The sequence below is a fragment of the Hyphococcus sp. genome, assembly GCF_965267305.1.
Lineage (GTDB): Bacteria > Pseudomonadota > Alphaproteobacteria > Caulobacterales > Parvularculaceae > Hyphococcus.
In genome coordinates, this window is record NZ_OZ253945.1 from 332,643 (window position 1) to 358,011 (window position 25,369).

The window sequence follows — 25,369 nt, forward strand, 5'->3', positions numbered from 1 at the left end:
AACCCAGGAGATCAAGGCAGGAAGGTCATACGGCCTTTAGCCCAAGAAGGAGGCAAATAAAGACGCAGCATCGTTAAAGACGAGAAAACCAACAGCGCCGGTCTGTTGGGCAATCTGTTAAGGCAGGAGGCGGAACAATAAGGCGAAAAGGCCAGTGGACCCTGTTTGAAGGAGCACTCAGCCGATGGATATGTCGCTGTTTCCGCGCGGCGTGCCGGATCGCACGCATGACGCAAGCTTTCCCGATGCGGGCTGGTGGTCGCCTGAAGCCCTTGTCCAGCATGAGCGCTGGAAGATGCGAGAGGGTGCTATCTTCGTAGGCCAAACGCGCGATGCGATGCTGGGCGTCTGCGATGATCGCCACATCATGACTATCGCCGGATCGCGGGCGGGCAAGGGCCGCTCAGTCATCATTCCGAATATGTGCCTATATCCGGGCTCGGTGGTCGTGATCGACCCGAAGGGCGATCTTGCGACCGTGACCGCCGCGAGGCGCGGCAAAGGCTCGGACACATCGGAGGGCATGGGCCAGGCGGTCTATGTGCTCGATCCCTTCATGGCCGCGCGCGGCAATGCGGAACAATACCGCGCCGCTTTCAATCCGATCGATGCGATCGATCCGGACGGCGAAGACGGGCGGGACGATGCGGCGCTGCTTGCCGACGCGCTCATCATACCATCGCATGTGGAAGCGCACTGGACCGATGCGGCGAAGCTGTGGATTACCGGCCTCATCCTGCATGTGGCGAGCCTTGAAGATGAAAACGCGCGCACGCTCCTCGAAGTGCGGGCGCGCTTGACAGGCAATGAAGAGGCGCTGACCCGCACGCTCGCCGAAATGAGCTGTTCGGATCGTTGCGGCGGCGCCATCGCGCGGGCGGCGAACACGCTGATCGCCATGTCGGATCGCGAACGCTCCAGCGTGTTGTCAACGGCCATCGTGCAGACGGATTTCCTCGATTCTCCGGCGATGGCGAAAGTCTTGTCGCATTCGGATTTTACCCTGGCCGATATAAAGAATACGCCATGCACGATCTATTTAAGCCTGCCCGCCGGGCGCATGGGCACGCATAGCCGGTGGCTGCGCCTGATGATTGCGCTCACCATCGAAGCGATGGAGCGCAACCGGGCGAGGCCCGAGCACCCGGCGCTGATCATCATGGATGAATTCCATGTGCTGGGCCCCATGAGCGTCATCGAGCGGGCGGCGGGGCTGATCGCCGGGTTCGGCGTGCGCCTATGGCCAGTGTTGCAGGATTTGACGCAGCTAAAGCGCGATTACCCGGAAAGCTGGGAAACCTTCCTCGGCAATGCCGGGCTGACGCAATGGTTCGGCCTCAACGATCTCACTACGCTCGAATATCTTTCCAAACGCCTGGGCCAGACGACGCTGGAGTCTGTCTCGCAAGGCGAGATTTCCATGGCGCAGGCGGCCAACGGTTATTCTGGCAAATCCACCACGCGGCAGGTGGTGGATCTGATGAGCGCGGAGGAAATCGGGCGGTATTTCTCGCGCCAGTCGGGCCGCCAGCTCGTGCTGTGGCCCGGCACCGACCCGATAGCGCTCTCCCGCACCGATTACGACCGCGACGCGCATTTTATGGGCAAGTTCGATCCCGATCCCGCCTATGAGCAACCGGCGCCAGAAAGGCAGGAGGCAGCCGCATGAGCTTCTGGAACCGCGTCAAGGCGCGCCATGACATCAAGGGCGTGCGAATCCTGAAGGACGACGATACGCGCTTTTCCGCGTTCCTCTTCGAGGACAAAGGCGTGCGGACAACCGGCGCCATTCGCATCGGCTTCCTGCTCGGGCTCATTGTATCCGCTGTGCCCTATATCTATTTCGTGCCGGGGCGCGACCTCTCGCTCCTGCATTATGCGCCGATGCCGCTAACCGGTCTTCTCTTCGCCGGCGCAGGCTGGCTGAAGGCGCTGATCTGGCCCACCGGCGAGAAGATCGTCATGACGCGGAAAGCCTTCACCGACCGCAAGAGCTATGACCTTAAGGAGATGGGCGAGTTCCGCGTGGCGGGCGGCGGCCTCCTGTTCTGCTATGGGCGAGAAAACATCTATGTCACCAAAAAGAAACATCAGGATTTTAATGCGCTGAATGCGCTGCGGCAATTGTTGAATGCACGACGCGAAAAATTCCTCGGGACATCCCGGCAGGTCATTTCAGCGCCCGACCGCATCCTTGCCCGATCCGCAACTTTCTAAAGGCCCGCCATGGCTGAGCACTGGACCGACCGCAACAAGCATATGGCGAAGGACGGTTTCGCCGAGGCGCTGGATCGCAAAGTCTCGCCCGAACAGGTGAATAACGCGCCGCAGGGCATGAAACCGCCGCAGCCCATGCTGACGCCCAACGGTCCCATGCGCAGCGCAGTCGATCAGCAGGTGCGCGAACGCATCGACGCCGAAATCGCGCAAAGACAAGAAGCTATCAGAGTGAAGTTCGCAAAGGACTGCGACAGGGAGAAGCCACGAGGCATGGCTATTAGTTACAATAGTCGGGATTGAGCGGCGTATCGCACCGGTATAAATGTTGGATCACTGCCTTATCTGCGTTCCTTATCAACAGGAGTTGAAGAAGGATTCTGGCTTTTTGCGGGCTCAAGTCTTCGGCGGCAACAAAGCGGAGCTCATCGTCATTTAACTCGACATTTCTTGAAACTAGCCCATCGCGGACTCGCGAAGACCTAACAATGATCATGCGCGATGCAACCTTCTGAAGTTCCTCCACAGTGCGCTTGTTAGTGTTGCCATTACCGACGCCTGCAAGAATTAAACCTTCATACGAATTCCGACTAAAGAAGCGGACCAGAATGGCGTCGGAATCTACGTGGCCGTATAGAATCCCCACTTTTGGGAATTCGGTGGCACTGATGGAGCGCCAGTTATTAATCGCGGGAGCGAGTTTTGCACGAGCGGCGACGCCAAAATAATGCGGTTTTCCGTTGACAATTTCTCCAAGTAAACCTCCTCGCTCCGAGACGAAGGCATCCGGATTTTCCGTATGAGACTTAATCACCCTACGCGCCGCATGAATCTTCTGGTTTAAGACAACCATAACACCACGTCCCGCAGCCGCGGATGTAGCTGCGATTTCAACCGCATCCTCAAGATTCTGCGGTCCGTCGGCACTAATTGCATCTGCCGGGCGCATTGACCCAGTAAGAACGATTGGCTTGCCGGACGGGAACATCAAATCGAGGAAAAAAGCGGTTTCCTCTATGGTGTCTGTCCCATGGGTGATTACAATTCCCGCAACCGTTGGATCTTCATAGAGTTCGCTTATTCTTGCAGCGAGGTCGCTCCAGATCGCTGCCGACATATCTTGGCTTCCAACATTCGATATTCTCTCACCCTCAACAGACGCGAATGTTTTGATACCCGGCGCTGCCGCAATCAGGCTGCCAATATCCAACACTCCTGCTTCGTACTTCGTTTGACTAGACGAGTTGGAGCTTCCAGCAATCGTTCCACCTGTCGCCAAGATAACAACCTTTGGCAACGGTTCCTCGGCAATGGCATCTTCAGGAGCAATTATGGACCCCAGCGAGAGCGCTAGCCCACACAAAGAAAGCAAGCGAACTTTAGACATTTGGCTATCCCTATGATCAGGTTCAGTTCTGAATTTTGACTAGATTTGGCTCAAGAGCACTGAGCACGTCCCGCGCTGACATCCCTTGGCTCATTCCAATAACAAGATACGTATACAGATTATGCGGCTGAAGATTACTGTAAACATGCGCGCCCGCATCAATTAAGCGAGCTGTACTATCGTAAGGTGTCGATATGTAACGGCTTGGGAAAGCACCAATGAGAACAGGAATTCGTGACGCGATTTTGGAGATGAAATTTGTGAGTGTGCCGGGCGCAATTACAGAGTTGGCAGTTCCGGAATGGTAAGCTTGAATCACCAAGGCAGCACAGTCAAACAGACACGGTTCAAGTGGTGCTAATGTCAAGCCAGGATATGCGCGCAAGATAACAATTTGTTCTGCGATTTTAGTAACCTTTTGAGGCTCAAGCGGACCGGAGACGCTCAACTTTGGGTAAAAGAGCGCCATCGGTTCTCGCCCGATCATCAGCCCGGCGGTTCGAGAGAAATGTGCTACTTTCGTATCGTAAACCGACCTGAAAGCAACGTCGTCAAATGCCATCGGCTTGAGGCCCAGGGCTCGATATATCCCCGCCGTGCGGTTCCGCTCATCTTCCCGGAAAGCGACGTAAACTCCATTATCTACGTTATCTGAGAGTACGGACTCGAACGCTGCGAGAAGATTTATAGGCGCATCAGTCTCCTCGTGATCCATCGAATAAAATGAGCCAGTAAAGCAAATTTTGACGGGCTCGATTTGCTGCGTAATGCCGATTGCGGAAGCTGTATAACTTAGCGTATCTGTTCCGTGAGTAATAACGAACTTGTTATACCCGCGATCTTTGCAAGATCGTATCGTCGCGTCGAGTATTGCCCAATCGCCTGGTTCTAAATCCTCTGAGTTCTTATTAATTGGCGAAAAGACCTCGTAATTTGCTCCTTTTCGTTGACAGATTCGGGCTATTTCCTGTTGCAACTTTTCAACGGTATCATCGACGCCGACAGTCTGGCCCTTTATGACGGAACCTATCGTTCCGCCTGTTGTAATAATCGCCAATTTGGTCGACATCTAAACCTCCAATTCAGACGAGTTCATACTCGAACTCTACCGAGTTTTCATTCTTTGAGTTTATTTCAGCGAGCCTAACGCCTCGAAAATCCCCGAATCTTCCATCTTTGTGATGCCGCACAATTTCGGAAAGGACGGTTTCCGAATACCCCGCGAGATATTGGCCAAAGAACAGGCCGCCGTCGCCGGAGAACAGCCCTCTGAAATGAGTGACGCCAACACGCAAATGCCCATTCACGGCGCGAGCGGCGAAAATGCCCCAACCCGTTGCGCTGTCATAGTCTGACCACTCAATGAGCTTCTGTTCGAAGGTCAGCCCGGACCAAATACCTCCACCCTTGTTGCTTCGAATATCGCGATCAAAGATGTTCGGCAAATTTGCAGCGAAGTCCTTTGCCGAAGCACGGCCGGCTTCAACCAACGCGGCGGCCAATTGCTCCTTACCAACTTCAGTACCAATTCCAGCCAGAATGCCTTTAAATGTAGCGATCCTAAAGGCGATGTTTGGCTCTGAGGCGTTGTATAGCGTACCTCGTTTGTCGTATCGGAAACTTTGCTCCAGTGCGCGCAATTTCTTTTGTAATCGCACTTGATCGCCAAAAAGAACAGCAACCAGAAAGAAATACAGGGTTACGACAATCGCAATGAGTATTGCGGCGACGCTCGATTCCGTGGCCTGGACCTTAATGCCAGACGGAAGATGTTGATTGAGGTAAAACAGCCCCCCGGATGCGGCCCCGACGAAGCCAGCGGCTCTAACCCATGGGGCTTCGCTCCATACGCTCTCATAGAACCGCCTCACTTTCGAAAATACGCTCGCCATAACCAGCCCCCGTTCCCCGTAACCATACCGTTTGTATTTGTTCTTACCCGATCCACGCAAGATATTGAAGCCAATATACGGTTCAAATTTTTCTAGGGACATCAAGGCTCTTGTACTGCCTCTTTGTCTGCGAGACCGCTCCTACCTCAAGGGCCACTTCGGCAGCGGCAACCTTCCCGGGGGTGATGCTGAACCCGGCAGCGCATCGCTCGAAGAACGCCTAAATCCGCAGATCGATCAGATACGCCGACCAAGTGACGGCACCTCGCCTCACGCCCCCATCAGGCGATAACAGCCTTCGCGTGGCTTGCGGCAATACAAAGCATCTCTTCCTTGTACAGATCGTATTTTAGTTGCGCTCAGTGTCAAGAAGTATCTAATAGCATGAACGACGGAATTGTTTCCGCTCGTTTATGTAAACACTGATCCGTTTGAGGATAGTTATGAGTCACTTGAAAATAGCTCTTTCATCAACATAACTTCAATCTAGCCCTTTTCGTTTATGGTCCGCCAGAGCGTGGACGAACTTACGCTGAATAAATCCATCAAAACTTTTATTGTACTCGCCCCCCTTACGATCTTGGCGTTTGCGTATTGAACCTGCATTGCAGTGAGCCTTCGCGATCTGACAATGCGCACACTGCGTCTGCGAGGAGCGGCGAGACCGGCCTTCGTGCGTTCGGAAATTAGATCACGCTCGAACTGAGAAAAAGCGGCGGCGACATGATAAAGGAGCCGCCCGCAGTGTTCGTATCAATGACCTCGGTCAGGGACTGGAAGATTATCCGACTTCTTCGGGCGGCCGATCCGCGCCCCGCGCGCTCGTGCCGCCGCCATGCCTGCCTTGGTGCGCTCGGAGATCAGGTTGCGCTCGAATTCGGCGAACGCGCCCATCAGGTGGAAATAGAGCCGTCCGCCGGAGGTTGAGGTGTCGATGGCATCGACAAGAGAGCGAAAGCCAATCCCTTCCTGTTCCAACCATTCGGTAAGTTCGATCAGGTGACGCATTGATCGGCCCAGCCGGTCGAGCTTCCAAACGACCAGCTCGTCACCGGATTGCAGGCGTTCAAGCGCGGACTCAAGACCGGGGCGTTGTTTCTTAGCCCCCGAAACACCTTCATCCTGATAGACGAGCGCGCAGCCCGCCGCTTTCAGCGCGTCGCGCTGCAAATTCAAGTTCTGCTCTATCGTCGAGATGCGGGCGTAACCGATACGCATCACCTGCTGCCTTGTCTCGCTTATACCGTTTGCGGGCGATTGACGCGGAATAAGGGTTCCTTTTTCCGCTAAACCTGTCCCGCTCATTCCTTTCCAGTATCCCCGAGGTTGCGCACGCCGCCCAGCGAAAACTTTTTAAAGGAACCTTTTTCCAGTGGATAACCGCTCCTCGTCTCAACATCCGCGCGGCCGTGACGTTAGAAAAGCGCAGCGCCCTGCGCTGTTCGTTGCGTATGGAGGGGCAGTTATGAACACGTCTTATGAGGACAGTTTTTCCGGGCGAGTGGCGCTATTCTTCGGCGCGATCACGCTGATCGCCGTCACGATCATCTCATTTGCGATGGTACAGTTCGCATACCTTGCTTTTGCGCTGTTCTTTGTAGTCTTTTATATCGTCGTGAAGATCATATGGAACGGCATCGGCTGGCTGGCCAAAGGGCGGGGCTATGATGCCTCGGACGGTCGCAGCTTCGGCTTTGTAATGTGGTTCCTTTACGTCGCGGGCTGCATCGCCTTTACGTTTTCCGTCGCGGCTGACATGCCGGGCTCACCCTAGGCGTATGCAAGCGCTGTTCGGGAAGGCGGGGCTTTATATCGAGATCGCGGGCATTGTGCTGGCGATCCTAAGCTTTTCCGGCATGACGGAGCGGATTGAGAAATTCCTGTGCCGCATCCGGGATGATTTCCGGCGCAATGCGCCGCTTATGCGGCAGGGGCTGTCGGCCTTCCTGCCGACATGGAGCAATTTCAGGAGATACGGGCGCGAGGCGCTGTGGCAGATGTTCGTCTGCGTAACGCTGATCGCTATCGCCGCGCAGACTGAGCCGAAGGCCAAGGCCAATCTGGAGGCGTTGTATGGGCTCTTCCTGCCCTGGACGGACTGGAAGATCATCGACGTTATCATACTGGCTGTGCCGGTGGCCTATATGACATGGGCGGCGATGAATTTTATACTCGGGATCGGCGTTTACCTACTGATGTCCGCCGTGTGGCGGTTCTTCTGGCTGCTGTCGCGGCCACCATCAGGCGTGATGGGGAGCATCGGGCTGGTCTTCGCCCTCTCCGGCCCGATCATGAAACTGCTGGGAACAAATTAGGCTGTCTGAGCGGCGGGAGCCGTGCCGCGCAATGCCTGCGGGCCGTAAAGCGCCGCATAGGCGAGAAGAACGATCAATCCCAGCGTAGCCGGATTCGCAATGCCAATGGCGAACGCCGTCCCGGCAATCGCCAGAGGGGCCAGGGCCTTCATAACAGCTACGCAATTGAACTCATTACACGCACGCATTATTACTCGAAACAAAATAAATTAATCAGTATGCGTATATTATGTAATATTTTGCTCCCGTTTGTCAAATTTGAGCGGCGATCAACCAGAGCGACGTTACACTATAACAATAAAAACACAGTAATATATACTATGCTATTCAGGTGAAATATGTAAATATAAAACTTTCTTGGGGAGGGGCTTCCATGACAAAGTTCAGATTCGGCTTTGGCCTGCTGGGATTATTAATCTCAGGTTGCGCCAGTGGTTCGGTGCTTTCCGAAGCTGGTGATGCGACTGAAGCGATTGGCCATTACGCAATACCAAAAGCTCTTTTCGAAGTAACGCTGGAATTAAAGTACCCCGCTGCCTATTTGAACAGCCGTGCATCGCTCAAGAGTGGGCAATACTCGCTATCGGTTACAAAAATGAATCCTGTTTTTGTTCCGGCAACGTACATATCCGTTTACTACAAAAGAAATTCTTTTTCCAATGATATTGTAGTGATGGAAGTGGATGAAAAGGGTATGCTAAAGCAAGTCTCAATTGATGTTGACGACAAATCTGGCGCATTTGTAGGCAAGCTTTTAGAGTTGGGGATTAAGGCTGCGAAAGCTGCAACTGCTTTTCCAGGATCAACTTTCACTTTCGACCAAGAAGAAGTTACGCAAACTGTGAGCTTTATCCTCGATCCGTATGCCGGACCAATCCGTATTGATCCAATTCCGCAGAAAATAGGCGAGGAGATAGATATTTCGATTATTTCTGCTTCCAATTTGAGCCAGGGCACTCACGATAAAGATGAAGCCTATATACATTCTGCATGCGGTGTGAATATTTGCTATCCAGAAGCTGCGTCCGCACGAGTGGTATTCAAGGGGCAGATTGGCGCAAACGAAGAAAGACTTATATCCATACCCGATTTAACAAATCTCAGAATTCTCGACCTTAAACGAGCAAGCCTTGTGAAGAAGACATTTACCGCAGATTTTACAAATGGAATGCTGAAAAAGGTGTCTCTAAATAAGCCAAGCGAGGCTATGGCCGGCATACAGATTCCAATCAATGTTGTGGAAGAACTGGTCAAGCTTCCGACCGAACTTGTACAACTGAAAATTGATACAACGAACAAGGAGAAGGATGCCGCCGCTGCGGAGAAAGCGTTAATTGACGCCCAAAAGGCTTTAATTGAGTCGGTTCAGGAGTATCAGAAAACATTGGAAGCGGTCGCCCCCGAGGGGAGTGATTATAATCCGAATTAGGCGGAACAAACACCTGTGAGACAAGTCGAAGAGATGGGGGCTATAAAGAGCTTTGTTATTCAGCAGACGCGCGGTCGATGGGCGTCACAAGAAGTATTTTTGAACGGCGCTGACCGATATTATTGGCTACCTCAAGGCCGTGATCTGAGCAGTATGCTCAGCAGATGTCACATTTCTCATTTCGGCAATTTAGGCGAGGTATTCGACTGCGATGAATATGCTTGTACCTTCAAATCCAAAATGGGTTACCTCGCGACAGAGGATAAGGGAATTACAGGAGGATATCCGATAGCCGCAGGGATTTTCTGGGGGACATGCAACTGGTCACCCCCATCCCAAACAGATAATCCATCTGAACTACATGCGGCAAATTGGTTTGTGACACGGGAAAATCGATTGGTTTGGATCGAACCCCAATTCAACAACGCAAAGGCTCAAAGTGAAGGAAAAAACCCGATAATAAGAGCCGGACAAGTACGCGACTTACGGGTAATGATTTTTTAGTCTCCCCGCGGCGACAGATAGCGAAACCGTCAAGCGTTACGGAGCGTGTGGCGGCTCTTCCGATTCAACGGCTACGCCGCCGGGTAGGCCGGGCTTCTTCGGTTTCTTGGGACGGCGGACGTTCACAGCCGCCGTGCTGATGCTGTTCTTGATGTGGGAGGCGTAGTGCTTCTCGATCATCTCAACGCTGGTGCGGCAGTTCTTTGCGATCTGATAAATGTCGGCCCCCTCCATCAGACGCAAACATATATAAGTATGGCGAAGGCTGTAAGACGTTCGTTTCTGGCCGTCGCGGCTTTCCTTCAAACCTTCCTGTTCCAACACAGTGTTGAACATCCGGAGGTGGTTGTTCGGAAACACCATATCGGTAGGGGCGGGGGCGTTGTCAGGTGACAACGGCCTCGTATGGTCAGGTCTGCGGCGCTCAAGAATACGTCTGTATGGGCGCACCGCATTCGACATGCTTTTGCAATAGCCAAAGCCGCGCTTGCCGCGCACTTCGATGACGAGGATGGTTTCATCCGTTTCGTCATCTTCGACGATTTCCACATCGCGGTGCTGAAGGTTATAGGCTTCATCCGGGCGCAGTCCCGTATTCGCCATGAAGAGCACAAAATCATGGAGGTCTTCCGCATGCTGGCGATGACGACCATTTGCCAGCGTTCGGGGATGATTGCGGGTTGCCGTATAGAGCTGTTTATATTCCTGCGGGCTGAACCAGGGCCGCGCGATAACTTTCGCCTGCCCACGGTACGGCATCGATAAATCGGGCAGGTGATCGAGCCAGCCATGACGTATGGCCGTCTTCAAGACTTGCCTTAAAGTCACGACTTCATCGTGCAGGGTGCTGTGCGATGGGGCCTTCCAGGCTCTCTTATTTTTTTCTTCCCAATCGGCGGGCTTGGTCTTTCGATGGATGCGATACTCCTGAACCTTGCCCGCCGTGATCTGAGAAAGGCCGAGGTTGCCAAGGAACGGCTCAAGGTGGAGGCGGATGCGGGCCTTGTGGCCTTCCACCCATCGGCCGCTCCGCTGGCCTTCGGTGATGATTTCGTATTCGGTGATGAACTGCGCTGCGGCGTCCTTGAAAGTTTTTTCATGGAGCTTCTCACCGCGCCGGTGCTTGCCGTGAAGTTCAAGATACCAGTCTTCGGCAATGTCTCTTGCCTGAGCCAGGCTTTCGGCTTTCGTGCTGCGCCGGTGATTGCGCCCTTCAAGGAAGGTCGCGCATTGCCAGTGGCGTGAATTCTCACGCTTATAAAGATGTAGTTTTCCGCCAAATAATTCGTGTTTCGCCATCTGTCTCCGTTGCTAGAGCAAAAACCCTAAAACTGTGTAATCACTGTGTAAGGGTAAAACAGTCGCTTTTTGACACGAACACCGGAATACGATGGTAGAAAATCTGTTTATTTTCAGTGGGTTAGATGGGGAGAATTGGGTGCGGGGATAGGATTTGAACCTATGACCTTCAGGTTATGAGCCTGACGAGCTACCGGGCTGCTCCACCCCGCGCCAACTTTGCGAAACTCGCATGAGAAACGCTTTTCCCGCCGCGATTGAGCGGCGCTTCGGCGCGCCCGCAAACGGGAGAGCGGGGTATAGCGAAGCCGGACGGGGCCCGCAAGGCCCGTCCGCCGATTATTTTGGCTGGTTTTCCGGGGAAAATCGGGCCTTTACCCGCTTTGCGGCAGGTCCGCGGCGGTTTCCTCCACCAGCATGTCGACGACCTTGATGAGCGCTTCCGTGTCATCGGCGCCATCTGCTTTGGCCTTGGCGAAGACATCCACCTGCCGGCAGGCGCTGGTGCCGCGCTTCAGGATCGTGCGCGCGTGCTGCACTTCCTTGAGGCAGCCGAGCGCGACGGCGTCTTCCTGGATGATTTCAAGAATCTCTTCGATCAGCGAACCGAAGGGCAGGCATTCGCCGCGGCCGAGATCGATCATGCTTTTGGTGCAGCCGTAACGCTGGGCGCGCCAGCGGTTTTCTTCAAGCATGATGCGCGGATAAATCCGCCAGCGCATGTTCTTCTGTTTGATGCGCGCCAGCATCCTCAGGATCGACTGATAAAGCGCGGCGATTGAGAGCGCATCCTCGATCCGCGTGCAGACATCGGTGATGCGCATTTCAAGCGTCGGAAAGCGCGCGCTCGGGCGCATGTCCCACCAGAGTTTGGTTGAGTCTTCCATCACGCCGGCATTCACGAGCCGTTCGATCATCCGCTCATATTCGGACCAGCTTTCATAGCGGTCGGGAATGCCGGTGCGCGGCATGGAGTCGAAAATGCCGAGACGCGAGCAGCGCATCTGCATGTCATGGCCGCCCCAGAACGGCGAAGACGTGGAAAGCGCCAGAAGATGGGGCAGGAAATAGCGTGTCTGATTGAGGAGATCGATCCTGAGCTCCTTGTCCTCGACGCCGGCATGCACATGCATGCCGCAGATCAGCATCCGGCGGATCGCGCCGCCCATATCGGCGTCGAGAAGATCGTAACGCGGCGCGGCGGTGTGTTTCTGGCGGCCCCATTGCGCGAAAGGATGGGTCGAGGCGGCGATCAGCTTCATGCCGTGTTTTTCGGCGGTGTTGATGATCGCCGAGCGCAGGGCGGTCAGATGGTGGCGCGCTTCGGAGATGTCGGCGCAGACCGGCGTGCCGATCTCCACCTGGCATTTCAGGAACTCTGGCGTCACACGCTCGCCCAGGCGGTCTTGGCACTCCTTCATGAAGTCGGGGGAGGGCTCCGGCACGAGATCGCGGGTTTGCGGATCGATGAGGAGATATTCCTCCTCTATGCCCAGTGTCAGCGCCGGCAGCATGAAAGCTCCTTCCCGGATCGCCGTTCCCGTTCAAGGCAAAGCCCCGGCGCTCCGCTGAAAATTCTATCTCGTCTTCCTGATTACAAACATTTCACGCAAAATTGTGCGCGGAGCCGGCGCAGGGGTCAATGAATTTATCGCCCCGGCGCATCCGGATTTGCGGCCCCGATCAAGCGGTTAATAGTTCCTGAACGGATCGTTTCGCGGGATGGCGCATCTTTCCCTCGGTTCGCCGCACCCCGCTTCCCGGCGATCGGGACCGGTGCTATCTGCGCCGCCGGATTACGGAGAGGGAGAAACCATGACAACAATATCCGATCCTGTTCTTGACCATTCTTATTCCGCATCGGGCGGCGTCGCAGCCTTTATCGACTGCTGGATCTTCGTCTTCATGGCGGGGTTCATTCTGGCTATCGTCCTGATTGGCTTTGTGCCGGATTCTTTCGGCATGGTCGCGCGGATGGAGGCGGGCGCGGCCCCGCCGATCCCGCCGATCCTGCATGTGCACGCCGTGCTGATGGGGGCGTGGATATTGCTTCTGCTGGCGCAGGCGACGCTGATGGCGACGGGCCGCCGCGGCCTGCATATGCAGCTCGGCCTCATCGCGCTGATCCTGGCGCCCGCCATTGTGATTGTCGGCTTCATGCTGGTGCCGGTGCGTCACGCGCAGCTTTACGGAATGATCGCTGCGGCGCCGGCCGATGTCGCCGCTTATCTGAATGCGGAGGTCGTACCCTTCGTCACCAATCTGCTGCTGGCGCAAATCCGTGTCGGGATCGTGTTTCCGCTGCTTGTGGGCCTTGCCCTCTATGTCCGGAAAACAGATTTCGAAACGCACAAGCGACTGATGATCCTTGCGACCATCGCGCCGCTTCCGGCGGCGATCGACCGGATCCATTTTCTGCCGTCATCGTCGCCGGACAGTCCGCTGACGATGGATCTTTACGCGCTGCTCGTGATCGCGCCCTTGTTCGTCTGGGATCTTTACCGGCGCGGCGGCAAGGTTCAGCGCGCTTACATCGTCTGGCTTGCGGTGATGCTGCCGACCGCCATCGCGCAGAATCTCCTCTGGAGCACGCCCTGGTGGCTTGAGACAGGGCCGAAACTTGTCGGCGCCGCGTCCTGACCTTGCCTCGGCCCGGACGCTGTCCGGGCCGAATGTTTCATCTTGAAAGGGCGATGACGCCCTCGGACAGCACGTCGGCGATCGTGTCGACGCCGGCCGCGTCGGCGATGAGGTCCTGGCGCGCCTCAATCGTCAGGTGCGATAGTGACCGCGGTCCTATATGACGGTCAACGGAATAATTGAATTCGCGCGCATCATAAGGCTCGTTATCGCCGATGCGCCACTCCGTATGCTGCTCCAAATAGTTAATCATTCCGCGGGCGGAAGGCTCGTCCTCGCGCCATAAAAGGCCGAGCGCCCAGGGCCTGTCTTCCTTTGCGCCCATCAGACGGTTCGTGAAGCTGTGGATCGAGATGACGAAAGGGGGGCCGGATTGCGCGATGGTTTCGTCGAGGGCTTCGTCGAGACGATCATGATACGGAACATGGAAGCGCTCGATGCGCGCCTTGCGGTCGGCTTCGCTTAGCATCTGGTTGCCCGGGATGGGGATCTGATCGCTCGTCGCCGGGATGAGGTCATGGGACGTGACCGGCCGGTTGGGGTCGACCACGAGACGCGAAAACCCGCTGCGGAAGAACGTTCCTTTCAGCCGCAGGGCGAGTGCAGCGGCGAGAGCGCTTGCGCCGATATCATACGCAATATGGGTTTTCAGAATATCTTCAGGCAGGCCGAGGCAGTTCATGTCGTCTGGCATGGCGTTGGAGGCGTGGTCACAGAAGACGAAAACCGGCGCTGCGCCGAAGCGTTCGAGATAAGCAATGTCGAAATCGTTCATGGTCTTGATTGTGCGCGAGTTTGCAAAACGCGCAAGGGCGGAAGGATACGCGCGCGGAGACCAATTTAAGCGTCGATAATCTCGACAGCGCCTTTTTTTAGCTTCAGGGCGATCTCGCCGCGTTTCAAACGCAGCGCCGCCTCGCCGAAGACATCGCGGCGCCAGCCATGGAGCGCCGGCACATCCGCGTCGTCGTCGAGGGCGATGGCGTCGATATCGGCGCTCGACGCGATGAGTTTCGGCGCAACATGATAGGCTTCGCACTGGCGCTTGAGCAAAACTTTCAGGAGTTCGACGACGTCTGCCGGCGCTTTTTCCTTTTCGATCTTTTCCAGCGCCGGAAGGTTGTCGCGCGGGATCTCGGCGCCTTCCTTGACGGCGGTGATGATCGCCGACCCGGATTTCGAGCGCTCGAAGCCGGTGGGGATCGACCGCGCGCGGGCGAGGGATTTCGCGTCCTTCGGCTGCAGGCGCGCCAGTTCGAAAATGGACTCGTCTTTCAGGATGCGGCTTCTCGGCGTGTCTTTCGTCTGAGCCTCGCGTTCGCGCCATTCGGCGAGCTTCATCAGGACGCCCATTTCCTTAGGGCGCACGCCTTTGAGCTTCAGCCGCTTCCACGCTTTTTCCGGCTGCACATAATAGAGATCGCCTTCGTAAAGCGCCTCCATCTCTTCCTCGACCCAGTGCTTGCGTTCGCGCTTGTCGAGCGTCTCCGTCAAAAGCGGAAAGGCGTCGCGCAGATGCGTGACGTCGGACAGCGCATAGGCGAGCTGCGCCTCGGTCAGCGGCCGGCGCGCCCAGTCGGTGAAGCGTGAACCCTTGTCGATCTTCGCCTTCAACAGCGTGCGCATCAGCGGCTCGTAACCGATCTGGTCGCCGAAGCCGCAGGCCATGGCGGCGATCTGCGTGTCGAACAGCGGGGCCGGCACTTCGCCGATGAGCCGGTAGAAAATCTCGAGGTCCTGACGCGCCGCGTGAAAGACCTTCACGACCTTCTTGTCAGTCATCAGCTCGAGAAACGGCGAGAGGTCGAGCTTGTCGGCGAGGGGATCGATGATCGCCTCTTCGCCTTCCGCCGCCGCCTGGATCAGGCAGAGGATCGGCCAATAGGTCTTTTCCCGCATGAATTCCGTATCGACCGCCACGAAGGGCTGCTTCTTGAGCGCCTTGGAAAACTTGGCCAGGTCGTCGGTGGTCGAAATGACTTGCATGACGGGCGCTTCTATCGGCGCGCGGGGGTGCCTGCAAGCGCGTTGCGGCGTTGCAAAACGGCGCGGCTGTGACCTAAATGTAAAGGAAACTGGACATACCGCCAGCGCCCGCCCGGAAGGAGCCCAAGCCTCAAGCCGCGGCCTTGACATTGCATGGCGTTGTGGCCACTCCGGCGCGACCAAATCAGTGGGGAATAAAATGCACGCCTATCGTAGCCACACCTGTGGAGAACTGCGCAAAACCGAGGTCGGCGAGACGGTTCGCCTGTCGGGCTGGGTCCACCGCAAACGCGACCACGGGGGGCTCCTCTTCATCGACCTCAGGGACCATTACGGGCTGACCCAGCTTGTGGTGGAGCCGGAGGCGGCGTTCTTCGGCGAAATCGAGAAGGTGCGCCAGGAAAGCGTCATCAAGATCGACGGCAGGGTGGTCGCCCGCGACGCGGAAGTGGTGAACCCGAACCTCCCCACGGGTGAGATCGAGGTCCGGATCGACGCCTTCGAGCTCCTCTCGGGCGCGGACGAGCTTCCGCTCCCCGTGTTCGGCGAGCCTGATTATCCGGAAGACATCCGGATGACCCACCGTTATCTCGACCTCCGCCGCGAGACGCTGCACCGGAACATCATGCTCCGGTCGAAAGTCATCCGCGAAATCCGCAACGGCATGGAGAAGGCGGGGTTCACCGAGTTCCAGACGCCGATCCTGACGGCTTCGTCGCCGGAGGGCGCGCGCGACTTCCTCGTGCCGTCGCGTCTCCATCCCGGCAAGTTTTACGCGCTGCCCCAGGCGCCGCAGATCTTCAAACAGCTCATCATGGTCTCGGGCTTCGACCGCTATTTCCAGATTGCGCCCTGCTTCCGCGACGAGGATGCGCGCGCCGACCGGTCGGCCGGTGAATTCTACCAGCTCGACCTCGAAATGAGTTTCGTCGAGCGCAGCGACGTCTTCGACGCCGTGGGCCCGGTGATGGAGCAGACGTTCAAGACCTTCGCGGGCGAGCGCACGGTGACGAAATATCCGTTCCCGCTGATCCCTTATGACATTTCCATGCTGAAATACGGGACAGACAAGCCGGACCTCAGATGTCCCATCGAAATGCATGTGGTGTCCGATCATTTCCGCGGCTCGGGCTTCAAGATCTTCGCTCAGATCCTCGACGCCGACCCGAAAAACGAAATCCGCGCGATCCCGGCGCCGGGCGGCGGCTCCCGCGCTTTCTGCGACCGCATGAATTCCTTTGCGCAGAAGGAAGGCTTGCCGGGCATGGGCTACATGATCTTCGACGAAACCGAAGTGAAAGGCCCGCTCGCGAAAAACATCGGCCCGGAACGCTCCGAAGCTGTGCGCGAGCAGCTAGGGCTGAAAGCCGGCGACGCCGCCTTCTTCCTCGCCGGCAAGCCGGAGGATTTTCAGCCCGTCGCCGCGAAGGCGCGCGTCGTCATCGGCGAGGAGCTTGGCCTCACCAACAAGGACCGGTTCGAACTCGCCTGGATCGTCGACTTCCCCATGTATGAATGGGACGAAGAGCACAAGAAAGTCGAATTCGGCCACAACCCGTTTTCAATGCCCCAGGGCGGGCTTCAAGCGCTGGAAGCCGCGGCGAGCGATGACGAGAAGCTCGCCATCAAGGCCTATCAATACGATCTTGTCTGCAACGGCTACGAGCTCGGCTCCGGCGCGATCCGGAACCACCGTCCGGACATCATGTATAAAGCCTTCGAGATCGCCGGTTACGGCAAGCAAGTCGTCGAGGACAAATTCGGCGGCATGCTCAACGCCTTCAAATATGGCGCGCCTCCCCATGGCGGCTGCGCCATGGGCATCGAACGCATCGTCATGCTGCTCGCCGATCAAGTGAACATTCGCGAAGTCACGATGTTCCCCATGACGCAGCAGGCGGAAGACCTGCTCTTGCATGCGCCGATCGAGGCGTCGGATCAGCAATTGAAGGACGTCCATATCCGCGTCGTCATGCCGATCACGGAAAAGAAAGACTGACGACGAAACCTCTTTTCCTCCCCCGCTTGCGGGGGAGGTGGCCAGCCGTCTTTTGCGGCTGAACGGAGGGGGCCGCATGGCCTGCCCCCATCCCCGCCTTCGGCGGTACTTCCCCCGTAAACGGGGGAAGAGGAAAGGAAGTTACATGCTCACCATCACCAGCGATTTCGACAGCGGCAACATCATCTGCAAGAGCGCCGAAGATCCGTCGAATATCGAGCTTGAAATCAAGCCCGACGACAAGGCGGCGTTCTTTCAGTGGTTCTTCTTTTGCGTCGAGGGCGGCGAGGGACAGAACCTCGTCATGCGCCTCACCAATGCGCATGGCGCGTCGTATCAGAGCGGCTGGAAAAATTATCGCGCCGTCGCGTCTTACGACCAGGAAGAATGGGTGCGGGTGAACACGTCCTTCGAGGGCGGCGAACTGAGCATCCGTCATGCGCCGGAGAAGGATAAGGTCTGGTACGCCTATTTCGCGCCTTATCCCACCAGCCGCTACCGCACCTATATGGAGAACATCGCGGCGTCGTCGATCCTTGCCAACGAAGTGCTGGGCCAGACGCTCGACGGTCAGGACATTCATTATTTTCGCGCCGGGTCGGGACCGCGCCAGATGTGGGTGATCGCGCGCCAGCATCCGGGCGAGACCATGGGCTCATGGTGGATGGAAGGCTTTCTCGAGCGTTTGACAGGTGAAAACGATGCGGCCGTGACATCGCTGCTTGAAAAGGCGACGCTCCACATCGTGCCCTGCATGAATCTCGACGGCGTCAAGCGCGGCCATCTGCGCACCAATGCGGCGGGCAAAGATTTGAACCGCGCCTGGCGCAACACGACCATGGAGGAAAGCCCGGAGGTGTTCCTGGTGCGCGAGAAGATGCGCGAAACCGGCGTCGACTTCTTCCTCGATGTTCATGGCGATGAGGCCATCGCCAACAATTTCCTCGACAGCGCCGCGGGCATCCCCTCCTGGGACGAGCGGCATGGCAATCTGTTCGACGCCTATTCCTCAAGGCTGCTCGACATATCGAAGGACTTCCAGACGAAAGAGGGCTACCCGCCTGCGGCGCCAGGCAAGGCCAATCTCGACATCGCCAATTCCTATGTGGCCGAGACCTGGAACTGCCTTTCCATGACCCTCGAAATGCCGTTCAAGGATGCGAATGTGAACCCGGACGAGGTTCATGGCTGGTCGCCGGCCCGGTGCCGCAATTTCGCGCGCGAGCACCTTACGGTGATGGCGGAAATCGTCGACAAGCTGCGCTGACGGTTCCGCCCGCCTTTGTCACGCCGGACGTTACATTTTCGGGCTTTCAGATCTGCGTGCTGTGTTTCAACCCTTGAGAATACAAGGCCTTCAGAGCGATTTCCCGTGAAACGGGGGCCCAACCCCGCTCCACTGGCGAATAGTTATCCACCACCTTCGCGGCCGCCTTATAGTCTCGCCCGAGTCATTGCGGATGTGTTCGCAGTGGCCGTTCGCGATGACACAAGAGGCAATGGAAATGTGGACAGAGCAGAAAATTCCAAATGGCGCCACATCGCCCGCAACCCCGCATGAAACAAGGGCGCCGAACGAAGCGCATCGGGCCCGCAGCAAGGGGGCAGCGCCTATTTATCGCGGGCGGCGGCCCTCGCAGAATCCCTACGAACTCTCTATGAAAAGGCCTCGGTAAAGGCTCTCAATGACCCCTGAAATCGGACATTTCGCGCTGATCCTCGCCTTCATGCTGGCGCTCATTCAGGGCCCGGCCTTGTTTATGGGTGCGCGGGGACAGGATGCGCGCTTCGCGGTCTTCGGCCAGCGCGCGTCGATCCTGATTTTCTGCCTCGTCGGGCTCTCCTTTTTCAGCCTGATGCACGCTTATGCGGTGTCGGATTTCTCCGTCGTCAATGTGTTCGAGAATTCCCACTCGGCGAAGCCGTTCATCTACAAGTTGACCGGCACATGGGGGAACCATGAGGGCTCCATGCTGCTCTGGGCGCTGATCCTCACTTTGTTCAGCGCGGTGCTGGCGCTGCAGGGACGGGCGGCGCCGCGCGATCTGTTGCTGCTGACGCTCGGCGTGCAGGCGCTCATCATCGCCGCCTTTCTGGCGTTCATATTGTTTACGTCAAATCCGTTCGAACGGCTGATCCCGGCGCCGGCGGACGGGACCGGATTGAACCCGCTGTTGCAGGATCCAGGTCTCGCAATCCATCCGCCGTTTCTCTATCTCGGCTATGTGGGCTTCTCGATCCCGTTTTCCTTCGCGGTGGCGGCGCTCATCCGCGGCCGTGCGGACAGCGTGTGGGCGCGGCTCGTCCGGCCATGGGCGCTGATCGCCTGGGTGTTCCTCACCATCGGCATCATGCTCGGAAGCTGGTGGGCCTATTACGAACTCGGCTGGGGCGGCTGGTGGGCATGGGACCCGGTTGAAAACGCGTCGTTCATGCCGTGGCTTGCGGGGACGGCGCTCATCCACTCGATCCGCGTGGTCGAACGCCGCGACGCCATGAAGGGCTGGGCGCTGCTCCTCGCCATCACGACATTCTCGCTGAGTCTGGTTGGGACTTTTCTCGTCCGGTCCGGCGTCATCACGTCAGTCCACGCGTTCGCCGTCGATCCGGCGCGGGGCGTGTTCATTCTCGCCATTCTGTTCGCCGCCATCGGCGGATCGCTTAGCGTCTTTGCGTTCCGCGCCAATTCGCTCTCGGCGACGGGCGCCTTTGCGCCGGTGAGCCGCGAAGGGGCGCTCGTCGTCAACAATGTCCTGTTGCTCGTCGCCTGTGCGGTGGTGTTCGTCGGGACTTTCTATCCGCTGTTTATCGACGTTCTCTCCGGGGAGAAAATCTCCGTGGGCGCGCCCTATTACAATCTCATCTTTGCGCCGCTGGCGTCCCTGACGCTTATTCTCGCCGCTGTCGGGACTTTGCTCGCCTGGAAGAAAGGCGACCTCGGCGCGAGCCTCAGAAAACTCTGGCCCGCGTCTGCGGCGGCGCTGGCAGTCGCGATCATCGCCGCTGTCGTCGCGGACCGCGCCCGGATCAGCGGCGCCTTCGCCATGGGCCTTGTCGTCTGGCTCGCGGGCGGGGCGTTTCTCGACATCGCAGAACGCATCAAGCTGTTTCGCGCGCCGCTTGCCCAAAGCCTCTCTCGCGCCAAGGGACTGCCCGGCGCCGCATGGGGCGCGTCCATCGCCCATGGCGGACTAGCGTTGTTCGCCCTCGGCGCGGCGTCCATGAGTCTCTGGAAGACCGAAGTCGTGCAATTGATGGCCGAAGGCGATAGCGCCGCCATTGCGGGTTATGAGGTGACGCTGCAATCGGTGGAGCGGCTGCGCGGCCCGAACTACGAGGCGGAACGCGCGACCTTCGTTGCGACGAAGAATAATGAGAGCGTCACGCTCGCCGGCGAGCGGCGGTTTTATCCTGTGCGCGGTATGGAGACGAGCGAGGCGGCGATCCGCGCCCGCGGGCCGAACGATCTTTATATCTCCTTCGGCGCCAACACATCCGGCAATGGCTGGCCCGTGCGTCTCTTCTTCAACCCGCTGGTGGGCTTCCTCTGGATCGGCGCGGGCGTCACGGCGTTCGGCGGGCTCATCGCCTTCGGCGATCGCGGCCGCAAGCCGGCGAAACTGCGCAAGGAGAAACCGGCGCCGGCCGGAGCGGAGACGGCGCCCGCATGAACCGCCTCCTACTCCTCCTTCCGGTTCTGTTGTTTCTTGTCGTCGGCGCGTTCTTCGCCTGGGGACTGACGCGCGATCCGTCCGCGATCCCGTCGCAACTTATCGACAAGCCGCTGCCGCAATTCGATCTGCCCGCCATTGAAGGGATGGATGAAGGGTTTTCATCGGAAGAGTTGAAAGGCGAGGTGACGCTTCTCAACGTCTTCGCCTCCTGGTGCGTGAGCTGTCATATAGAACACCCGTTCCTGATGCAGCTTGCCGAGGATGACGTCATCAAGATTTACGGCCTCAACTGGAAGGAAAAACCCGGGGAGGGGAAAGCCTGGCTCGACCGCCTCGGCAATCCCTATACGAGAGTCGGCGACGATCAGGCAGGCCGCGTCGCCATCGATCTCGGCGTCACCGGCGCGCCGGAAACGTTTGTGATCGATAAGCAAGGCCGCGTGCGTTACCGCGTCGCCATGCCCATCACGGAACCCTATTGGAATGAGACGCTGGCGCCGATGATCGAGGAGCTTCGCCGGCAATGAGGCTTCTCTCATTTATCCTTGCACTGATCTTTATGGGCGCCGCTGTCGCCGCGGAGCCGGACGAATTGCTCGACGATCCGGTGCTGGAGACCCGCGCAGAAAAGATCGACGCGCAGTTGCGCTGTGTCGTCTGTCAGAGCCAGTCTATCGCGGAATCGAATGCGCCGCTGGCGAAGGATCTGCGGCTGCTGGTGCGCGAGCGGCTTGTCGCGGGCGACACGGACAAGGAAGTCATCGCCTATGTGGTCGAACGCTATGGCGATTATGTTCTTCTGAAACCGCCGGTGCAGGGCAACACGCTGTTTCTCTGGACCTTCCCGGTGCTGGCGTTGATCGCAGGCGCGGCGGGCGGGTTTTTTTTCCTGCGGCGGCCGAAACCGGCGCCGCCCGCGCCCATGAGCGCTGAGGACGAAGCAGAAATCGACCGGCTGCTGGAAGAGCGCGGCTGATGATCTGGATCGCCATTCTTGTGATTGCGCTTGCGGCGCTTGTCCTTCTTATCGAACCGTTCCTGCGCGCCCGCAACGTCGCCGCGCCGCTCGACGAAGAGGATTATCTCGCGGCTCAGATCGCCGACATCGCCCGCGACCGCGAGGCGGGGCTGATCAGTGCGGAGGAGGCGGAGAGCGCGGATAAAGAGGCGCGCCGGCGCCTTCTCGCCGCTCATCGCGCTGCGGAGAAAAAAATGGAGCCGCCATCTCGCACGGCTTTACGTCCGGTTGTTGTGGCGCTTGCTGCGCTGGCTCCTTTGGCGGCTTTTTTTGTTTACGGCCTTCTTGGCAATCCTTCCGGCGAAACGACCCGTGCCGGAGAGGAGCTTGCGGCGCGCGCCCGCGTGCAAATGGCGGCGGACATGTCGCCGGAGGATCGCGCGCAGATGATTTCCGGCATGGTCGAGGGACTCGCCGCGCGGCTTGAAGACAATCCGGACGACCTAGAGGGCTGGACCATGCTCGGCCGGTCTTACGCCGTCATGGGCGACTATGAAAAAAGCGCAGCGGCTTATGACCGCGCCATCGCTCTGTCCCCGGAGGACCCGAACCTGCACGTCAATCGGATACAGGCGCTGATGTCTGCGCTGGACGCAAAAGGCGAGCCCATGAACGAAGAAGCGGAAGCCGCGGTCGAGGCGCTGGCGTCCCTCAATAGGGATCATCCGTTTGCGCTGTATTTTCAGGGTCTGGCCGCCAGTCAGAAGGGCGACGCAGAAGCGGCGCGCGAATACTGGTCGCGGCTTGTCGCCATGATGCCGGAAGAGGCGCCGGAGCGCGCGCGCCTTGTCGAGATGATCAACGCGCTTTGAGCACTATGCATCGGATCGCCAATCATATCGCGTTGCGCCGCACAAAGTGTGACGGGCGTCACTATCCGCGGTTGAAAGATAAAACCGCGCCTTGCTTCGGCTCATCGACACGGCATAGGGTTCCGCCGCGCGCTTAGGGACGCGTCCGGGGGAATAGGGCAGGATTTGTTGGAATGAACGATCTCTCGTTCGTCTTTGCGCTGTTGTTGACCTATCAGGCCAAGCATTTCATCAGCGACTATCTTCTTCAGACCACATGGATGGCCAATGGCAAGATGAAGCCGGGCTGGGGTTTTTTATATCCCCTGACGCTGCATGTTCTGATCCACACGCTTTTGACTTTCACCATCGTCATGGTGGTCAACCCTTCTTTATGGTGGCTTGCGCTGGTGGATTTTGCTGCGCATTTCACCATGGACCGGATCAAATCCGCGCGCTCAATGCTTGGCCGGTTCGGCGATCCGGAACGGCAGTCTTTCTGGATTTCTTTCGGCTTCGATCAGATGGTTCACCATCTAACCCATTATTTTATCATCTGGGAGCTGGTTACAAACCGCTAAGGCCAAGATAAAGCCCGGTTTTCGCCATGCTTTCATGGTTAACCGTTCCCAGAAAACGGTTGCGGGGGGATTTGCCGCATCGCATAGTCGAGACGAGAGAATTCGCCGGGGGGCGCGCTTTGGCGCGGACTGGCGTTTTGCGGGTATGGCGTCTTTCCCAGTGTGAGCAAGGAGTTGACCGCGCCGGGCAAGGGGGAGTTTATGGGGTTTAACACCCGAAAAAGGCCGATTTTTTTATTCGGCGCAGCAATGATGGCCGCCCTGGCGGCGGCGGGGCCGGTCTTGGCGCAGGAGCCGGAAGAAGCGGCGCGCGAGGCGGTCGACCGCGACCTGACGGAAGCGCAGCGCGAGCTTGGGCGGGACCGTTATCGCGGCGCTGTCATTCCGTTCGGATTGGTGCTTTCGGCGCCAGACAATATCCAGCTCAATATCGATTATGCGCGCCAGCAGATTGCAGCGGGCGACCTGAAAGAAGCCGGGGCGACGCTTGAGCGCATTCTCCTCCTTAATCCGACGCTTTACGACGTACGCGTCCTGTATGGCCTCGTTCTCTACCGGCTTGGGCTTTACGACCGCGCGCGCTACGAACTGGAGCTGGCGCTGGAAAGCGGCGAGCTGCCGGCGCCGCTGGCGGCGGAAGCGCAAACCTATCTTGAGCGCATCAGATACGAACAGCGTCCGACGCGCGGCGCGCTCACCATCACGACCGGCGTCGATTATGAATCGAACCGCAATCAATCTCCGTCGAGCGGACAGGTTCTTTTCTCCCTGCCCGTCAGTCCGACGCAGTATGTGACGACGACCCTGAACGCCAATCCGAAGATCGACGATTTCGCCTATATCCTTTCAGCGCAGGGAAGATTGCAGCACGATCTCGGCACGCAGGAGGGAAGTCTGCTTCACGCCGATGTGGGCTTTTATCATTCCGACAAAACGGAAGTGGACAGTCTCGATCTCAATGCCGCCACGCTGGCGCTCGGCGGGACGTGGTATTCGGGAAACTGGTCGGTGACGCCGCGCCTGCGCGGCGGATTTTACTGGCTCGACGGCGACGATTATCTCGCGACCTATGGCGGCGAGATTGAAGTCGCTTATCGCTGGGATCCGAAACTCGCCACCTATGTGAACTTCCGGGGCGAAGAAGAGGATTTTCGCGACACGGCCTCCTTCGGTGCGGCGAGCGAACGGTCGGGCCGGCGCCTGACGGGGCGCGCCGGCGTCGCCTGGCGTTTTTCGTCGACGCAAAAGCTTACAGTTGAGGGCATGTATGCGGACAAGAAGGGCGAGACCGCATATGAATCCTATGATCGCTATGGCGTCTATGCGCAGCATAGCTGGCTCCTGGGCCGCGGCGCGTTTTCGCTGCTCGGTTTCTGGGCGGAAAATTCGTCCTATGACGGGCCGGACTTTTTCATTACGCCGGCCATCACACGCGACGAGTGGCTTTATCGCGGCCGTGTGACATTGGGCGCGCCTGTGTCTTTCTTCGCGCCAAAGCTGCCGGAGGCGGTGAAGGACATCAATCTGATCGTCCAATATGAATATGAGACGGTCGATTCCAACATTTTGAACTTCGATTACAAGACGCACAAAGCGGCGTTCCTGGTGTCGAAGCGCATCGCGTTTTAGGGGGACGG

The 25,369-nt window shown here is 57.8% G+C and carries 25 protein-coding genes, 1 tRNA gene and 1 pseudogene; 16 read left to right on the forward strand and 11 right to left on the reverse strand.

Annotated features, from left to right (window positions below; all coding sequences use genetic code 11):
- Positions 1-184 precede the first annotated feature (184 nt).
- Genes ACQY5P_RS01565 through ACQY5P_RS01575 form a run of 3 tightly spaced genes read left to right on the forward strand, consistent with a single transcriptional unit; the run spans position 185 to position 2,520 of the window.
- On the forward strand, positions 185-1,669 hold the full coding sequence (locus ACQY5P_RS01565) for a type IV secretory system conjugative DNA transfer family protein (RefSeq protein WP_428409085.1): 1,485 nt from the start codon (positions 185-187) through the stop codon (positions 1,667-1,669).
- Positions 1,666-2,217, forward strand: coding sequence for a hypothetical protein (locus ACQY5P_RS01570; RefSeq protein ID WP_428409086.1), 552 nt, complete (start codon positions 1,666-1,668; stop codon positions 2,215-2,217). Before ACQY5P_RS01565 ends, ACQY5P_RS01570 begins: the two co-directional genes overlap by 4 nt.
- Positions 2,218-2,226: 9 nt before the next feature.
- Positions 2,227-2,520: a hypothetical protein gene (locus ACQY5P_RS01575; RefSeq protein ID WP_428409087.1), complete on the forward strand. Its 294-nt coding sequence runs from the start codon at positions 2,227-2,229 to the stop codon at positions 2,518-2,520.
- On the opposite strand, the gene ACQY5P_RS01580 is transcribed toward ACQY5P_RS01575, so the two are convergent.
- The 5 genes and pseudogenes from ACQY5P_RS01580 to ACQY5P_RS01600 all read right to left on the reverse strand — a co-directional run bounded on the left by ACQY5P_RS01580 (position 2,498) and on the right by ACQY5P_RS01600 (position 6,714).
- Positions 2,498-3,604, reverse strand: a complete 1,107-nt coding sequence (locus ACQY5P_RS01580; RefSeq protein ID WP_428409088.1) for an asparaginase — start codon at positions 3,602-3,604, stop codon at positions 2,498-2,500. The genes ACQY5P_RS01575 and ACQY5P_RS01580 overlap by 23 nt on opposite strands.
- A gap of 22 nt (positions 3,605-3,626) precedes the next feature.
- The gene (locus ACQY5P_RS01585) at positions 3,627-4,673 is read right to left on the reverse strand and encodes an asparaginase domain-containing protein (protein WP_428409089.1); all 1,047 of its coding nucleotides are present in this window, start codon (positions 4,671-4,673) and stop codon (positions 3,627-3,629) included.
- A gap of 13 nt (positions 4,674-4,686) precedes the next feature.
- Positions 4,687-5,598 carry a hypothetical protein gene (locus tag ACQY5P_RS01590; protein WP_428409090.1) on the reverse strand — a complete coding sequence of 304 codons (912 nt, stop codon included), beginning with the start codon at positions 5,596-5,598 and terminating at the stop codon, positions 4,687-4,689.
- Between the two features lie 384 nt (positions 5,599-5,982).
- Positions 5,983-6,225 (reverse strand): annotated as a pseudogene (locus tag ACQY5P_RS01595) (recombinase family protein); the annotation flags it as partial.
- A gap of 24 nt (positions 6,226-6,249) precedes the next feature.
- The gene (locus tag ACQY5P_RS01600) at positions 6,250-6,714 is read right to left on the reverse strand and encodes a recombinase family protein (RefSeq protein ID WP_428409091.1); all 465 of its coding nucleotides are present in this window, start codon (positions 6,712-6,714) and stop codon (positions 6,250-6,252) included.
- Between the two features lie 154 nt (positions 6,715-6,868).
- Between ACQY5P_RS01600 and ACQY5P_RS01605 the strand changes: the two genes are divergently transcribed.
- Together ACQY5P_RS01605 and ACQY5P_RS01610 are read left to right on the forward strand one after the other, a co-directional pair.
- Entirely contained in the window at positions 6,869-7,270 is a 402-nt protein-coding gene (locus ACQY5P_RS01605) for a hypothetical protein (protein ID WP_428409092.1), read from the forward strand.
- 4 nt (positions 7,271-7,274) lie between these two features.
- Positions 7,275-7,811, forward strand: a complete 537-nt coding sequence (locus ACQY5P_RS01610; RefSeq protein WP_428409093.1) for a hypothetical protein — start codon at positions 7,275-7,277, stop codon at positions 7,809-7,811.
- Here the strand turns inward: ACQY5P_RS01610 and ACQY5P_RS01615 are convergent.
- Complete coding sequence (locus ACQY5P_RS01615) at positions 7,808-7,963, reverse strand: hypothetical protein (protein WP_428409094.1); 156 nt, start codon at positions 7,961-7,963, stop codon at positions 7,808-7,810. The two genes, ACQY5P_RS01610 and ACQY5P_RS01615, sit on opposite strands and share 4 nt — an antisense overlap.
- Positions 7,964-8,184: 221 nt before the next feature.
- Between ACQY5P_RS01615 and ACQY5P_RS01620 the strand changes: the two genes are divergently transcribed.
- Together ACQY5P_RS01620 and ACQY5P_RS01625 are read left to right on the forward strand one after the other, a co-directional pair.
- Positions 8,185-9,240, forward strand: coding sequence for a hypothetical protein (locus ACQY5P_RS01620; RefSeq protein WP_428409095.1), 1,056 nt, complete (start codon positions 8,185-8,187; stop codon positions 9,238-9,240).
- A 15-nt stretch (positions 9,241-9,255) separates the two neighbouring features.
- Complete coding sequence (locus tag ACQY5P_RS01625) at positions 9,256-9,744, forward strand: lectin MOA-related protein (protein ID WP_428409096.1); 489 nt, start codon at positions 9,256-9,258, stop codon at positions 9,742-9,744.
- 36 nt (positions 9,745-9,780) lie between these two features.
- On the opposite strand, the gene ACQY5P_RS01630 is transcribed toward ACQY5P_RS01625, so the two are convergent.
- The 3 genes from ACQY5P_RS01630 to ACQY5P_RS01640 all read right to left on the reverse strand — a co-directional run bounded on the left by ACQY5P_RS01630 (position 9,781) and on the right by ACQY5P_RS01640 (position 12,557).
- Positions 9,781-11,043, reverse strand: coding sequence for a tyrosine-type recombinase/integrase (locus tag ACQY5P_RS01630; protein ID WP_428409097.1), 1,263 nt, complete (start codon positions 11,041-11,043; stop codon positions 9,781-9,783).
- 136 nt (positions 11,044-11,179) lie between these two features.
- Positions 11,180-11,256 (reverse strand) — tRNA-Met (locus ACQY5P_RS01635).
- Positions 11,257-11,417: 161 nt separating this feature from the next.
- Positions 11,418-12,557, reverse strand: a complete 1,140-nt coding sequence (locus tag ACQY5P_RS01640) for a carboxylate-amine ligase (RefSeq protein ID WP_428409098.1) — start codon at positions 12,555-12,557, stop codon at positions 11,418-11,420.
- A 301-nt stretch (positions 12,558-12,858) separates the two neighbouring features.
- Between ACQY5P_RS01640 and ACQY5P_RS01645 the strand changes: the two genes are divergently transcribed.
- The gene (locus ACQY5P_RS01645) at positions 12,859-13,683 is read left to right on the forward strand and encodes a hypothetical protein (RefSeq protein WP_428409099.1); all 825 of its coding nucleotides are present in this window, start codon (positions 12,859-12,861) and stop codon (positions 13,681-13,683) included.
- Between the two features lie 37 nt (positions 13,684-13,720).
- Here ACQY5P_RS01645 and ACQY5P_RS01650 read toward each other — a convergent pair whose 3' ends face one another.
- Positions 13,721-14,458 carry an N-formylglutamate amidohydrolase gene (locus tag ACQY5P_RS01650; protein WP_428409100.1) on the reverse strand — a complete coding sequence of 246 codons (738 nt, stop codon included), beginning with the start codon at positions 14,456-14,458 and terminating at the stop codon, positions 13,721-13,723.
- A 65-nt stretch (positions 14,459-14,523) separates the two neighbouring features.
- Positions 14,524-15,669, reverse strand: coding sequence for a ribonuclease D (gene rnd, locus ACQY5P_RS01655; protein WP_428409101.1), 1,146 nt, complete (start codon positions 15,667-15,669; stop codon positions 14,524-14,526).
- A gap of 199 nt (positions 15,670-15,868) precedes the next feature.
- Between rnd and aspS the strand changes: the two genes are divergently transcribed.
- From aspS to ACQY5P_RS01695, 8 genes are all read left to right on the forward strand, one after another.
- Entirely contained in the window at positions 15,869-17,668 is a 1,800-nt protein-coding gene (gene aspS / locus ACQY5P_RS01660) for an aspartate--tRNA ligase (protein ID WP_428409102.1), read from the forward strand.
- A 145-nt stretch (positions 17,669-17,813) separates the two neighbouring features.
- Positions 17,814-18,935: a M14 family metallopeptidase gene (locus ACQY5P_RS01665; RefSeq protein ID WP_428409103.1), complete on the forward strand. Its 1,122-nt coding sequence runs from the start codon at positions 17,814-17,816 to the stop codon at positions 18,933-18,935.
- A 418-nt stretch (positions 18,936-19,353) separates the two neighbouring features.
- Positions 19,354-21,339, forward strand: coding sequence for a heme lyase CcmF/NrfE family subunit (locus tag ACQY5P_RS01670; protein ID WP_428409104.1), 1,986 nt, complete (start codon positions 19,354-19,356; stop codon positions 21,337-21,339).
- Positions 21,336-21,869 carry a DsbE family thiol:disulfide interchange protein gene (locus tag ACQY5P_RS01675; RefSeq protein WP_428409105.1) on the forward strand — a complete coding sequence of 178 codons (534 nt, stop codon included), beginning with the start codon at positions 21,336-21,338 and terminating at the stop codon, positions 21,867-21,869. The genes ACQY5P_RS01670 and ACQY5P_RS01675 overlap by 4 nt, the downstream gene beginning before the upstream one ends.
- Positions 21,866-22,318, forward strand: coding sequence for a cytochrome c-type biogenesis protein (locus ACQY5P_RS01680; protein WP_428409106.1), 453 nt, complete (start codon positions 21,866-21,868; stop codon positions 22,316-22,318). Before ACQY5P_RS01675 ends, ACQY5P_RS01680 begins: the two co-directional genes overlap by 4 nt.
- Complete coding sequence (gene ccmI, locus ACQY5P_RS01685; protein ID WP_428409108.1) at positions 22,318-23,172, forward strand: c-type cytochrome biogenesis protein CcmI; 855 nt, start codon at positions 22,318-22,320, stop codon at positions 23,170-23,172. Before ACQY5P_RS01680 ends, ccmI begins: the two co-directional genes overlap by 1 nt.
- A gap of 173 nt (positions 23,173-23,345) precedes the next feature.
- Positions 23,346-23,732, forward strand: a complete 387-nt coding sequence (locus ACQY5P_RS01690; protein WP_428409109.1) for a DUF3307 domain-containing protein — start codon at positions 23,346-23,348, stop codon at positions 23,730-23,732.
- Positions 23,733-23,981: 249 nt separating this feature from the next.
- Positions 23,982-25,361, forward strand: a complete 1,380-nt coding sequence (locus tag ACQY5P_RS01695; RefSeq protein WP_428409110.1) for a surface lipoprotein assembly modifier — start codon at positions 23,982-23,984, stop codon at positions 25,359-25,361.
- Positions 25,362-25,369 lie beyond the last annotated feature (8 nt).